The sequence below is a fragment of the Type-C symbiont of Plautia stali genome (assembly GCF_059730935.1).
Genome location: NZ_AP035923.1, coordinates 896,250 through 910,676, shown reverse-complemented (window position 1 = coordinate 910,676; position 14,427 = coordinate 896,250). Strand labels below are relative to the sequence as shown.

The following is a 14,427-nucleotide window of genomic DNA, read 5'->3' as shown; positions in this document are numbered from 1 at the left end:
CGCCCTGTTATTTTAGGAATGATGCGATTACTCCAGCTGGCAAAAGCATTTATTACTACACTTTTGCTGTTGAAGTGGCTTGAGGGAGCTGAGAATGAAAGGGTTGGTAAGTGCAGTGGGCCTGCTGCTGGCGGCGCTGGCATTAAGCGGTTGCAGCAGTGATTACGTTATGGCCACCAAAGATGGCCGCATGATTATGACCGAAGGTAAGCCGTCGATTGATAAAGAAACCGGTCTGGTGCAGTACACCGACGAACAGGGCCATGTTATGCAAATTAATGGTGACGAGGTTTCCACCATCATTGAGCGTTAAGTGCCAAATTGCCTCGCCTGTACGCGTTTTCCCCCTGTGCAGGCGATTTCCCGAACTTTCCCCCCTTCCTTCTGCGCCACTTCACAGGCTATAGTCCCAGAGAACACAACATTCCGTTTCATAATGAAAAAAGGAAGCCGGCAATGCATTATCACCGTATCCCCCATAGCACGCTGGAAGTCAGTCAGCTGGGGTTAGGCACGATGACGTTTGGTGAGCAGAATAGCGAAGCCGACGCCCACCAGCAGCTTGATTACGCCGTTAGCCAGGGTATTAACCTGATTGATACCGCCGAGATGTATCCGGTGCCACCGCGTCCGGAAACCCAGGGCCTGACCGAAAAATACATTGGCAGCTGGCTGCAAAAGCGCGGCAGCCGCGACAAAATCATTCTGGCGAGTAAAGTCGCCGGCCCGGTGCGCGGCAGCGATGCGCTGATTCGCCCCAACCAGGCGCTGGACCGCAAGAACATCCGCGAAGCGCTGGACGCCAGCCTGAAGCGCCTTAATACCGATTACCTCGACCTCTACCAGCTGCACTGGCCGCAGCGCCAGACTAACTACTTTGGCAAGCTCGGTTATCAGTACAGTGATAACACCGCCACCGTTACGCTGCTGGAGACGCTGGAAGCGCTGACCGAACAGGTGCGCGCGGGCAAGATCCGTTACATTGGCGTCTCGAACGAAACGGCCTGGGGCGTGATGCGCTACCTGCAACTGGCGGAGAAGCACGAGCTGCCGCGTATCGTCACCATTCAGAATCCGTACAGCCTGCTGAACCGCAGTTTTGAAGTGGGTCTGGCGGAGATTAGCCAGCATGAGGGCGTGGAACTGCTGGCTTATTCCAGCCTGGCCTTTGGTACGCTGAGCGGCAAATACCTTAACGGGGCGAAACCGGCCGGCGCACGCAATACGCTGTTCAGCCGCTTTACCCGTTACAGCGGCGAGCAGTCACAGCAGGCGATTGCTGCCTACGTGGCGCTGGCGAAACAGCACAACCTTGATCCGTCACAGATGGCGCTGGCCTATGTGCGGCAGCAGCCGTTTGTGGCCAGCACCCTGCTCGGTGCCACCACCATGGAACAGCTGAAGGTTAACGTGGAGAGTTTCAACCTGACGCTGAGCGGCGAGGTGTTAGAGGCGCTGGAAGCGATTCACCGTCAGTATACGTATCCGGCACCGTAATCTCCCTGGTGCGCGTTAACGCGCACCCTACAGGGGTTTGTTACCCTCGCGTACCTGCTGCGGTTTTGGTGCGTGTTAACGCGCACCCTACAGGGTTTGTTACCTTCGCGTATCTGCTGCGGTTTTGGTGCGCGTTAACGCGCACCCTACAGGGTTTATGGCCCTGGCGTACGTGCTGCGGTTTCGGTGCGCGTTAACGCGCATCCTACAGGGTTTGTGTTACCCTCGCGTACCTGCTGTGGTTTTGGCGTACGCGCCGGGCCAGGGTAGGGTCGCCATTCATGGCGACCTGGTCCTTTTCTGCGCCGCTCAGCGACGCGCTCTCCACCACAACACGGCAATCGCCATGGCGAACAGCGCGCCGAAGCCCACGCCCGTCGCGACCGCCGGCGTCCCCAGCTTAATCGCCACAGTATACAGCCCCAGCATCAGCAGCATCGCGCTGTTCTCACCCAGGTTTTGCACCGCAATCGCGTTGCCAGAACCCACGGTATCTTTGCCGCGCTCCTGCAACAGCGCGTTGAGCGGCACCACAAAGAAGCCGCCGAGCGCACCAATCAGCATCAGCAGCAGATACGCATTCAGCAGGCTATGCTGCAGCGAGAACAGCACCACCATCACGCCAATCAGCACGCCGGCTGGCATGCAGCGCCGCACCGTTTGCAGCGTGACCAGTTTTGCCGCCGCGCCCGCGCCGATAACAATACCGATCGCCACCATGGCATTTAACGTGGTCGGCGTTTTGTTGTCCGTGATGCCGAGCGCCACCGGCACCCACAGCACCAGCAGGAAGCGCAGCGTGACGCCGGCGCCCCAGAACAGGCTGGTGCCGAGCAGCGAGAAGCGGGTTTCACCGTTACGCCACAGCAGCTGTGCCGAGGCGATAAAGCTGCGCAGCATCGCGCCAGCGTGCCAGCTCTGGCCGGGGCGCGCTGGCTGCAGACGCGGAATGAACAGGTTCGCCACCACCGCCAGTGCGTAAGTGAGCGCACACACCACCAGCGCCGCCAGCAGATGCCAGTCGGCGAGCACGCCGCCTGCCACCGAGCCGAGCAGAATCGCCGCGATAGTCGACGACTCCATCAGCCCGTTGGCTTTCACCAGCCGCGCGCCGCTGGTGATCTCCGTCAGGATGCCGTATTTCGCCGGCGAATACGCCGCCGCGCCGACCCCTACCAGCGTGTAGCCGAGAAACGGATTAAAGCCGAAGCAGATTACCAGCGCACCGAGCAGCTTAAGGCTGTTGGCAAACATCATCACCCGCCCTTTGGCAAAGCTGTCGGCCATCTGCCCGACAAACGGCGCGAGCAGAATGTAAGTGGCCACAAACAGCATCTGCAGGATCGGCTGGCTCCAGTCCGGATAGAACTGACTTTTCAGCAGCGCCAGCGTGGCGAACAGCAGCGCGTTGTCGCCAAAGGCAGAGAAAAACTGTGCCACGATCACCGCCAGCATACTGCGCGACAGCAACGGCGCGTCCGGATTCACCGACTGACTCATGCCCGCTCCTCTTCTGCCAGCTGTTTCAGGCTGACGTAGTCTGGTTTACCGCTGCCCAGCATCGGCAGCTGTTTCATGTAGCGAATGTCGCGCGGCACGGCCAGCTCTGGCGCCCCCATCTCACGCGCGGCCTGCTGCAGCCGGTCGCGGCTGAGTTCACTGTCGGTGGTAAACAGCACCAGCGCTTCGCCACGCTGGCCATCGGGCCGCAGCGACGCCGCGTGCTGTTTCTCCGCCGAGGCTTTCAGGGCAATCTGCTCCACGCTCTCCAGCGACACCATCTCACCAGCGATTTTGGCGAAGCGTTTAGCGCGCCCCTGAATCTGACAGAAACCGCCCTCGTCAAAGCTGACAATATCCCCGGTATCGTACCAGCCGGCTTCCTGTTCGCCTTCGCCGTTATCCGCCACCGGTGGCTCCAGCACGCCGGGGTTTTCCACCCGCAGGTAGCCGTTCATGATGTTCGGACCGCGCAGCTGCAGCCGTCCGCCCTGCTCAATGCCGGGTACCGCAATCAGACGTGAATCCATGCCCGGCAGAATACGGCCGACGGTATGCGATTTGGCGGCCATTGGTACGTTGATTGCCACCACCGGTGCACATTCGGTCACGCCGTAACCTTCAAGGATGCGGATGCCGTACTTCTCCATGTAGATCTGGCGCGTGCCTTCCTGCAGCTTCTCGGCACCGGCGACGACGTAGCGCAGCCGGGCGAAATCGTACGGGCTGGCAAAGCGCGCATAGTTGCCGAGGAAGGTGGAGGTGCCAAACAGCACGGTGCAGTTACGGTCGTATACCAGCTCCGGCACGATGCGATAGTGCAGCGGGCTGGGATAGAGAAATACCTGCGCGCCGGTCAGCAGCGGCGTGAACAGCCCGACGGTGAGACCGAAGGCGTGGAACAGCGGCAGCGCCGACATAAAGCGATCGCGCGGGGTGAAATCCGCCACGGTGCGAATCTGCTCCACATTCGCCAGCAGGCTTTTATGCGAGTGCACCACACCTTTGGGATTGCCTTCCGAGCCGGAGGTAAACAGCACCATTGCCGCGTCTTCTGGCTGCTGGGCAACCTGTGCCCGGCGTGGCAGCAGCAGGTGCGCGAGGATCCACAGTTTGTCCTGCAGCGTGACGGTATCCTTCAGATCCTCCAGATAGATCCACTGCACCTCCGTCAGCCCCTGCGGCAGGTGCCACAGGTTGCCCTTCTCGAGGAACTGGCGCGAGGTAAACACGGTTTTCACCTGCGAGGCGGTCAGCGCCGCGCGCATGCCGTTGATGCCGGCGGTGTAGTTGAGCATGGCCGGCACGCGACCGCGCAGTGAAGCCCCGAGAATCGCTGCCGCGGTCACCGTGGCGTTCGGCAGCAGCAGGCCAACGAATTCGCCCTGCTGGCTGTAGCGCTCCAGAATGCGTCCGACGCCGAGCGCTTTTTTCAACAGTCCGGTGTAGCTGTCCGGCTTAAAGTTGATGTCTTCGATGCAGGCTTTACTCAGCCCGTAACGGGTGCGCGCATTGAGAAAAGCGTCGAACAGCGTTTCGCGCGGGCGCACCGCCATGCGCGCTTCCATCATCACATGGTGTAAATGCTCACCGGCCAGCACGCGGCGGTCGCGCGCGCGTTTCGCTTCCGGCATGGGAATTACCGTGGCCGGCAGCACCGTCAGGGTAATGCGCGGGAACAGGCGGCGTTTAAACACCCCGGCCAGGCGGCCAAACGGCGTGTACTCTGCGCCTTCAATGCGCATCGGCACCACGGTGGCGGCGGATTTCGCAGCGACGAAGCCAGCGCCGCTGTAGATTTTCATCAATGAGCCGGTGACGGTAATGCGCCCTTCCGGAAAGATCACCACCGGACGCCCTTCGTTGATCATGCGCACCAGATGTTTGATCGACATCGGTTTGGTGGGGTCGAGCGGCACGAAGTCGATGACCGGCCTGAGCAGGCGCATATACCACTGTTCGCTGATCGAAGAATAGACGGCGAACACCGGTTTGATGGGCAGAAACAGCGCCAGCAGCACGCCATCGAGAAACGACATATGGTTTGGCGTGATCAGCACTTTTTCTTTGTGCAGGGCAGTCAGATCGCCACGCAGCTCAACGCGCCATAACAGGCGACAGAGGAAACGCAGAACGGTAAATAGCATGCCAGCTCCTTAGCAGCGGTAAAAAATGGTTCTTACCTTGCAGGATCCGGGGATGTTCGACAAGTAGCGCAGTGATTTATCGTGATGAATTCAGGGTGATTCGCCCTGCCAGCCGCCGCCCAGCGCGGCGATCAGCGCCACGCTGCTCACCCACTGGCTGCTCTGCAGCGACAGCAGGCTCTGCTGCTCGCTCAGGCTGCTGTTTTCCGTGGTAGCGACATCAAGGTAATCAATCATGCCGGCGTCATACTGGTTGCGCGTTACGCGTGCTGACTCCTGTGCCGCCACGGCGGCGCGCTGCTGCGCGGCGATTTCCCCCTGCAAGGTATTCAGTTCCACCAGGTTATCTTCCACTTCTCCCAGCGCGCTCAGCACCGTCTGGCGATAGGTGGCCACGCTGGCATCATAGGCGGCACGCGCCTGCGCCACTTTCGCCGAGGTCGCGCCAAAGTCGAGCAGCGTACCGCTGAGCTCCGGCCCCAGCGACCAGGCGCGATTCGGCAGCGACAATAAGCTGTGGATCGCTGAGGCGGTCACGCCACCGCTGGCGCTGAGCGTCAGGTCGGGATAATAACCGGCAATCGCCACCCCGACCGCCGCGTTGGCGGCCGCCACGTTACGTTCGGCATAGGCGATGTCCGGACGGCGCTGCAGCAACGCCGAAGGCAGGCTCTGCGGAATGGACGGCAGCGTGGCATCCAGCTTCGCCACCAGCAACGTAAAGTCGGCTGGCGCACGCCCCAGCAGCAGCGCCACCGCGTGCTCCAGTTGCGCGCGCTGCCACTGATAATCCTGCGCCGAAGCGCGGGCGCTCTCCAGCTGCATCTGTGCCTGCGCCAGGGTTGCGCGGGATTCGCTACCGGCGCGGTACTTGTTGTTAATCACGCTGAGATAGCGCTGATAAGCTTCAATGCTGCGCTGATAGAGCGCGATCTTTTCGTCGATGATGCGCAGCTGAAAATAGTCCTGCGCCAGTTCTGACTGGGCGCTCAGCGTGACATTGGCCAGTTCAGCCTGGCTGGCCTGCGCGCTGGCCTTATCTTCTTCCTGGGTGCGGCGCAGTTTGCCCCACAGATCCAGCTCCCAGCTGGCATTCAGCGTAGCGCTGTGGCTGTTGCTGACGCTGCGCTGACCGCTGGTGCTGGCACGGCTGCCGCTGCGCGTGCTGCTGACATCGTAGTCGAGTGAGGGAAACAGCGCCGCGCGCGACTGCGCGCTCAGCGCCTGGGCTTCGCGATACTGCGCCGCATAACTGGCGACGTTCTGGTTAGAAATGCTCACCTGGCGCAGCAGGCTGGACAAGGTGGCATCGTGATACACCGTCCACCACTCCCCTTTGCGACTGGCGTCCTGCGGCGTGGCCTGCGTCCAGCCTTTGGCCTCTTTATAGTGCGTCGGCAGCGCCATCGCCGGACGCTGATAATCGGGGCCAACGCTACAGCCAGCAACCAGTAGCGCCGCCGTCAGCGCGCCAATGTTCATCATTTTCATCAATCAGGATTCCACATGACGCACGCGCCGCCACTGACGCTGGGTGGCGCGGCTGAGACGATCCAGCCAGAGATAGACCACTGGCGTGGTAAACAGGGTCAGCAGCTGGCTCAGGGCCAGACCGCCGGCAATCGCAATCCCCAGCGGACTGCGTAAATCAGCGTCGCCACCGCTGCCCAGCGCCAGCGGCAGAGCGCCGAAGAAGGCGGCCAGCGTGGTCATCATGATCGGCCGAAAGCGCATCAGGCACGCCTGCGTAATCGCCTGCTGCGGCGACAGCCCCTGGCTGCGCTCGGCGTGCAGGGCAAAATCGATCATCATGATGGCGTTTTTCTTGACGATACCGATCAGCAAAATGATGCCGATCAGCGCAATCACCGTCAGCTGCGTATTGGTCAGCAGCAACAGCAGCAGCGCCCCGACGCCTGCCGACGGCAGCGTGGAGAGAATGGTCAGCGGGTGAATGTAACTCTCATACAGTACGCCCAGGACGATATACACCGCCGCCAGCGCCGCAATAATCAGCCACGGCATGGTGGCGGTGAGCTGAGAGAACGCTGCGGCGGTGCCGGCAAAGCCCGCCTGAATGCTGGAGGGCAACCCCAGCTGTGCCATCGCTTGCTTAATCAGCGTCTGCGCCTGCTCCAGCGACACGCCGTCGTTGAGGTTGAAGGCGATGGTGCTGGTCGCTGACTGGCCCTGATGCGCAACCGACAGCGGCGCGTTGCCGCCGCTGAAGCGGGCAAAGGCCGCCAGCGGCACGCGATCGCCGCTGTCGTTAATCACATACAGTTGTTGCAGCATGGCCGGATCGCGCGTGTCGCTGTCCTGCAGGGCCATCACCACATGGTACTGATTGAGCGTGTGATAGAGCGTGGCAATCTGTCGCTGGCTAAAGGCATTGTTCAGCAGCGTGTCCAGCATCTGCACGTTGACGCCCAGCCGCGTGGCGCGGTCGCGATCGATGTTGATCACCACCTCCTGTCCGCCGGTTTGCGCATCGGAATCCACGCTGTTGAGTTGCGGTATCGCGGCCAGCGCCGCCTGGACTTTCGGCGTCCAGCGGCGCAGCAGGTCGAGATCGTCAGCCTGCAGGCTGTACTGATAAGTGGCGTTGGCGCTGCGCCCGCCGATGTGCAGATCCTGCGCGGCCATCAGGAATAGCTGCGCCCCGGCAATATGGCGGGTTTTCAGGCTCAGCCGGTTAGCCACTTCGGTGGCACTGGCGCTGCGCTGGTCAAAATCTTTCAGCCGGACAAAAAAGTTGGCGCTATTGCGCGAGCCAAACATGCCGCTGCCCATTGACGACATCACGCTGTCTACCGCCGGATCGGCCTCAATGATTTTGGTGAACGCCAGCATCTTTGGCTTCATCGCCTGGAAGGAGATGTTCTGGTCAGCGCGCAGGGCGCCCATCAGAAGGCCGGTGTCCTGATTGGGGAAAAAGCCCTTTTGCACCACGCTAAACAGAAACAGATTGAGCAGCACGGTGAGCAGCAAACTCAGCAGGGTGATCTTCTGGTGCGCCATCACCCACGCCAGGCCACGCGCGTAGGCGGCCAGCAGCGCGTTGAGCGCATTTTCGATTAGCTGATAGAGCGGATGCGGCCGCCGGGTGACCTGCGGCTTCGGCCGCAGCAGCCGGGCGCACAGCATCGGGGTCAGGCTGAGCGAGACAAACATGGAGATCAGCAGCGAGACCGTCAGCGTCACCGCAAATTCGCGGAACAGGCGGCCAACAATGCTGCCCATCAGCAGAATCGGGATAAACACCGCCACCAGCGACACCGTCATCGACAGCACCGTAAAGCTCACCTCATGGGCACCGCGCAGGGCGGCACGCAGCGGACTCAGACCGGCTTCGATATGCCGGGTGATATTTTCCAGCACCACGATGGCGTCATCAACGACAAAGCCCGTGGCGATGATCAGCGCCATCAGCGACAGGTTATCGAGACTGTAGCCGAGCAGATACATCACCGCGCAGGTGCCGATTAACGACACCGGCAGCGCCAGCGCCGGAATCACCACCGCCTGCAAATTACGCAGGAAGACAAATACCACGGCAATCACCAGCAGCATTGCCACCAGCAGCGTCTCTTCGGTGTCATACAGGGAGGCGCGCACCGTTGGCGAACGGTCTACCACCACTTTGAGCTGGGTATCGGCAGGCAGATCTTTCTCCAGCTGTGGCAGCTGCGCTTTGATGGCATCAATGGTGTCGAGCATGTTAGCGCCGGCCTGACGCTTGATGGCGATCATCACCGACGGCTGTGAATTGAGAAAGCCGGCCTGATACTGATCCTCCACCGAGTCATACACCGTGGCGACGTCATGCAGTCGTACCGCCTTACCCGCCTGGTAGCTGACTATCAGGTCGCGGTACTGTGCTGCTTTGTCCAGCTGGCCGTTGCCGTCCACCATCCAGGACTGGCTGCTGCCCTGCAGCATGCCTTTCGGCAGATTGGTGGTGCTGCTGGCGACGGCGCTGCGCACCGTATCCAGCGCAATGCCATAGTGCGTCAGCTGTTGCGGCTGCAGATCGATGCGGACCGCCGGCAGCGCGCTGCCCATCAGCGACACCTCGCCCACGCCCCTGACCTGGCCCATCGCCTGTTCAATTTTGCTTTCGGCGAGGTCATACAGTTCACCCGGCGTGCGCGTGGCGGAGGTAAGCGCCAGCATCACAATCGGCGCGTCCGAGGGATTCGCTTTGCGATAGGTCGGCAGCGACTCCATAGCACTCGGTAACAGGCTGCGTGCCGCATTGATCGCCGCCTGCACGTCGCGCGCCGCACCATTGATATCGCGGTCAAGTTCAAACTGCAGTATCACGCTGGTCGAGCCCTGCGAGCTGGTCGATGTCATCTCCGTCACACCGGCAATCTGGCCGAGCGAACGCTCCAGCGGCGTCGCCACCGTGGCCGCCATGGTTTCCGGGCTGGCGCCGGCCAGGCTGGCGCTGACCATGATGGTAGGAAAATCCACCTGCGGCAGCGGCGCGACGGGCAGCAGCCGGTAGCCCAGCGCCCCGAGCAGCAGGATCGCCAGCGTCAGCAGCAGCGTGGCAACCGGGCGAAAGATAAACAGCCGGGTGATGTTCATGGCTCGCCCCGCGCCTGCTGCTGCCGGCGCTGCACGTAGCGCTTACCGCGCTGCGCCAGCCCATCAAACCACAGATAGATTACCGGGGTGGAGAACAGCGTCAGCACCTGGCTCACCAGCAGGCCACCGACAATCACCAGCCCGAGCGGCTGACGCAGTTCAGCACCGGAGCCGGAGGCCAGCATCAGCGGCAGCGCCCCAAGCAGCGCCGCCATGGTGGTCATCAGAATCGGCCGGAAGCGCAGCAGGCAGGCTTGGTGAATCGCTTCGCGCGGCGTCATATGCTGCTTATGCTGCGCCTCCAGCGCGAAGTCGATCATCATAATGGCGTTCTTTTTAACGATGCCAATCAGCAGAATGACGCCAATTAGCGCGATCAGGCTGAATTCGCTGCCCGCCAGCATCAGCGTCAGCAGCGCCCCGACCGCCGCCGACGGCAGCGTGGAGAGAATGGTCACCGGATGGATAAAGCTCTCATACAGAATGCCCAGCACCACGTACATGGTGATCAGCGCCGCCAGAATCAGCCACAGCGTATTGCCGGTGGCACTCTGAAACGCCGCGGTTTCACCCTGATAACGCAGCGTTATGCTGGCGGGTAGTTTAAGCTGCTGCGTGACCTGCGCAATCGCCCGCTGCCCCTCCTCCAGCGAATAACCGGGGTTAAGATTGAACGACACCATCACCGCCGGGAACTGATTCAGGCGCATGTGCATCAGCGCCCCGGTCCGCGCATGCACGCTGGCGATGGCGGTGAGTTTCACCATGCCGGTGGTGGTGGTCTCACTGTCGCTGTCACTGCTGGTTGATGCACTGCTGCTCACCGGCAGATAAACGTCATCAAATGACGCCGGCGACTGCTGATACTGCGGCGCCACTTCCAGCACCACGCGATACTGGTTCGCCTGGGTAAAAATGGTGGAAACCAGCCGCTGACCAAAGCTGTTGTACAGCGCGGTATCGACGTCAGCTGCCGTGATGCCGTAGCGCGCCGCTTTATCGCGATTCAGCTCCACATAGGCCACGCGCCCCTGATCCTGCAGGTTGCTGACCACGCCATTAAACTCCGGGCGCTGCTGCAGCGCAGCTATCAGCTGCGGCGTCCAGCGCACCAGGTTTTCGCTGTCGGCATCATCAAGGGTGAACTGGTACTGGCTCGGCGTCACCTGATCGTTGACCGTCAGGTCCTGTGCTGGCTGCAGATAAAGCTGAATGCCGGCGACCTGGCGCGCCGCCTGCTGTAGCTGCGCAATCACCTCATCGGCTTTGACGTCGCGCTGGTCAAACGCTTTCAGGTTGATCTGCAGGCGTCCGCTATTGAGGCTGGTGTTATTGCCGTCGATACCAATGGTTGAGGACACACTCTCGACCGCCGGATTTTGCAGGATCACCGTTGCCAGCGCCTGCTGACGCTGCGCCATCGCCGTGAAGGAGACATCCTGCGACGCCACGGTCACCCCCTGAATCAGCCCGGTATCCTGCGTGGGAAAGAACCCTTTCGGGATGGCCAGATACAGCAGCGCGGTGAGTGCAAAGGTTGCCAGCGCCACCAGCAGCGTCAGCTTCTGATGGTTGAGCACCACGCTGAGCAGGCGGTCATAGCCGCGGACCAGTTTGTCAAACAGCTCGCCGCCTTTGCGCGCAAAGCGTGACTGCTGCGCCTCAGGAATATGCCTTAACAGCCAGGCACACAGCATCGGCGTCAGCGTCAGCGACACCACCATCGACACCAGAATCGACACGGCCAGGGTGATGGCGAATTCGCGGAACAGCCGTCCGACCACATCCCCCATAAACAGCAGCGGAATCAGGACCGCAATCAGGGAAAACGTCAGGGAAATAATGGTGAAGCCAATCTGCTGCGAGCCTTTTAACGCGGCCTGCATCGGCGTTTCCCCCTGCTCCAGCCGGCGCGAAATGTTCTCCACCACCACAATCGCGTCATCAATGACAAACCCGGTGGCGATGGTCAGCGCCATCAGCGACAGGTTGTTGAGGCTGAAATCGGCGAGATACATCACGCCAAAGGTGCCAATCAGCGACAGCGGTACTGCCACGCTGGGAATCAGCGTCGCCGCCACGTTGCGCAGAAACAGGAAGGTCACCATCACCACCAGTGCGATCGACAGCATCAGTTCAAACTGTACGTCGCTGATCGAGGCGCGGATGGTCTGCGTGCGATCGGCGAGCACACGCATTTTCACGCCATCCGGCAGCGCCGCCTGCAGTACGGGCAGCTGCTTTTTAATGCTATCCACCACCTGAATGACGTTGGCGCCGGGCTGGCGCTGCACGCTGATGACAATCGCCGGACGGTTATTGGCCCACGCCGACTGAAAGCGATTCTCCGGCCCCTGTTCGATATGGGCGATATCTTTCAGCCGCAGCGCCGCACCGTTCTGCCAGGTGAGAATCAGATTGCCGTATTCGGCCGCGGTGCGCAGCTGGTCGTTGGCGTCGATGGTCACCGAGTGATATTTGCCGTCGAAGCCGCCTTTCGAACCGTTGACGTTGCTGTTGGCGATCAGCGTATTGACGTCTTCCAGCGACAGCTTGTGCGCCGCCAGCGCTTTTGGATCCATCTGCACGCGAATCGCCGGCTGATTACCGCCCGCCAGGGTCACCATCCCCACACCGTTGATTTGCGACAGCTTCAGCGCCACGCGCGTGTTCACCAGATCCTGCACCTCAGTCAGCGGCAGCGTGTCGGAACTGGCGGCCAGCGTGATCACCGCACTGTCGGCCGGATTGACCTTTTTATACGTCGGCGGATTGGGCAGATCGTCCGGTAGCAGATTATTCGCTGCGTTGATTGCCGCCTGAACTTCCTGTTCAGCGACGTCAAGCGACAGATCGAGGCTGAACTTTAGGGTGATAATCGATGATCCGCCCGAGCTGGCAGACGTCATCTGGCTAAGACCGGCCATCTGACCGAGCTGACGCTCCAGCGGCGAGGTTACGGATGAGGCCATCACGTCCGGGCTGGCGCCAGGATAAAGGGTAGTAACCTGAATGGTCGGATAATCCACCTGCGGCAGCGCCGAGGTGGAGAGAAAGCGATAAGCGAACAGGCCGGCGATCAGCACGCCGATCATCAGCAGAATCGTCGCCACCGGGCGCAGGATAAACAGACGAGACGGATTCATGGCTGGGTACTTTTGCTGTCGTCAGCCAGCTGGACTTTGCTGCCGTTAGTCAGACGATCGATCCCCTCGGTCACCAGACGATCGCCTGGCGCCACGCCCTGCAGGATCGCCTGACGATCTTCCCCCAGTGCCGGTCCGGTGGTGACCGCTTTTCGCGTCACGCTATTATCTTTGTTGATAATAAACACAAAGCTCCCGTCGCTGCTCAGCTGGAGCGCCTGCGCCGGAATCACCGTCGCGTTTTTCAGCGTGCCGGTTTGCAGACGCAGATTAACGAACTGGTTGGCAAACAGCGCTTCGTCCTGGTTAGGAAAGCTGGCTTTCAGTTCGATGGTGCCGGTGCTGGTATCGATCTGATTGCTGATGTACTTCACCTCACCCTGCGCCAGTACGCTGCTGTTGTCCTGATCGAAGGCCGTCGCGGGCAGGCTCTGGCCGTTGCGCAGTGCGCGCGTCAGCTGCGCGATGTAGCTCTGCGGCACGCTGAACGTCACGGCGGCAGGCTGCATTTGCGTCACCACCACAATGCCGGTGGTGTCGCTGGTCTGCACCATATTGCCGGGATCGACCAGCCGCAGGCCCACGCGACCGCTGATCGGCGAGGTGATGCGGGCATACTCAATATCCAGTTTTGCGCTGGCGATTTGCGCCTGATCCGCCGCCACCGCGCCCTGATACTGGCCGACGGTAGCAATCTGGCTATCCAGATCCTGGCGCGACAGCGAGTCCTGCGCTGCCAGCTTTTTGTAGCGTGCCAGCGTCAGTTGCGCACTGTGCAGCAGCGCCTGGTTCTGGCTGAGATCGCCCTGATACTGCGCCAGCGTCGCCTGATAACTGCGCGGATCGATCTGCGCCAGCAGCTGACCGGCGCTGACTTTCTGCCCTTCAGTAAAGAACACCTGCTGCAGCTGCCCGGCCACGCGGCTGGTGACGGTGACGCTGGCGTTGGGGATCACCGTGCCGAGCGCATTCAGGTACACCGGCACGTCGGCCGTCGCGGCAACGCCGCTGTGCACCAGCGTTGCCGGGCCGCTCATCTGCGCCGCGCCGCGATGACCGCCTGGCGGCAGGTCGCCGGGTGCTGCGCCCCGCTTGCCGCCTGCCACACGCCAGATCACGCCTGCCGCGATCAGCAGCACCAGCAACACAAGCAGCCATTTCAGCCAGCGGGAGAAACCAGAACGGGGAGCATGGATAGTCATCAGCGTCTTCAGATCAGCAAAAGTGTGGGTAAAAACCCCGGTAAGCAGGGGATTATTTCAGCGAAAATCATCACGACGCGCATTATCGGCGGATCGCCAGAACGTTTTCTATACGCAAACCGTAAGCGTTTCGTTAAGAGATGCAGGATTTAAACCGCGCCCGGCAGCGGTCGGTGATGGCGCGCGCAGGCGCTATAAACGGGAGAGGAGGACAACTTACAGGCAAAAAAAACCCACGCATCCGCGTGGGTCGGTGCAACCGAACAGGGTGAATACCATAAGGGTATCGCTGCCACAGCAGCCGATCTTCACACCAATCAATACCTCTGGGACCTTTAT

8 protein-coding genes are annotated in these 14,427 nt (G+C 61.1%); 2 read left to right on the top strand and 6 right to left on the bottom strand.

Going from position 1 to position 14,427, the window contains the following annotated elements; genetic code table 11:
* Positions 1-94: 94 nt before the first annotated feature.
* Together AC6I7J_RS04095 and AC6I7J_RS04090 are read left to right on the top strand one after the other, a co-directional pair.
* Positions 95-313, top strand: coding sequence for a YgdI/YgdR family lipoprotein (locus AC6I7J_RS04095; RefSeq protein ID WP_021506698.1), 219 nt, complete (start codon positions 95-97; stop codon positions 311-313).
* 143 nt (positions 314-456) lie between these two features.
* Entirely contained in the window at positions 457-1,497 is a 1,041-nt protein-coding gene (locus AC6I7J_RS04090; protein WP_021506697.1) for an NADP(H)-dependent aldo-keto reductase, read from the top strand.
* Between the two features lie 309 nt (positions 1,498-1,806).
* Here the strand turns inward: AC6I7J_RS04090 and lplT are convergent, their stop codons facing one another.
* From lplT to AC6I7J_RS04060, 6 genes are all read right to left on the bottom strand, one after another.
* Positions 1,807-2,997 (bottom strand): lysophospholipid transporter LplT, encoded by a 1,191-nt coding sequence (gene lplT / locus AC6I7J_RS04085; RefSeq protein WP_498006891.1) that lies wholly within the window; start codon positions 2,995-2,997, stop codon positions 1,807-1,809.
* Complete coding sequence (gene aas / locus AC6I7J_RS04080; RefSeq protein WP_288424797.1) at positions 2,994-5,144, bottom strand: bifunctional acyl-ACP--phospholipid O-acyltransferase/long-chain-fatty-acid--ACP ligase; 2,151 nt, start codon at positions 5,142-5,144, stop codon at positions 2,994-2,996. Before aas ends, lplT begins: the two co-directional genes overlap by 4 nt.
* Before the next feature lie 90 nt (positions 5,145-5,234).
* Entirely contained in the window at positions 5,235-6,626 is a 1,392-nt protein-coding gene (locus AC6I7J_RS04075) for an efflux transporter outer membrane subunit (protein ID WP_371824678.1), read from the bottom strand.
* 12 nt (positions 6,627-6,638) lie between these two features.
* A complete protein-coding gene (locus tag AC6I7J_RS04070) occupies positions 6,639-9,740 on the bottom strand; it encodes an efflux RND transporter permease subunit (protein ID WP_498006890.1) in 3,102 nt (1,033 codons plus the stop codon).
* On the bottom strand, positions 9,737-12,886 hold the full coding sequence (locus AC6I7J_RS04065) for a multidrug efflux RND transporter permease subunit (RefSeq protein WP_394515915.1): 3,150 nt from the start codon (positions 12,884-12,886) through the stop codon (positions 9,737-9,739). The genes AC6I7J_RS04070 and AC6I7J_RS04065 overlap by 4 nt, the downstream gene beginning before the upstream one ends.
* On the bottom strand, positions 12,883-14,088 hold the full coding sequence (locus tag AC6I7J_RS04060) for an MdtA/MuxA family multidrug efflux RND transporter periplasmic adaptor subunit (RefSeq protein WP_058780292.1): 1,206 nt from the start codon (positions 14,086-14,088) through the stop codon (positions 12,883-12,885). The genes AC6I7J_RS04065 and AC6I7J_RS04060 overlap by 4 nt, the downstream gene beginning before the upstream one ends.
* Positions 14,089-14,427 lie beyond the last annotated feature (339 nt).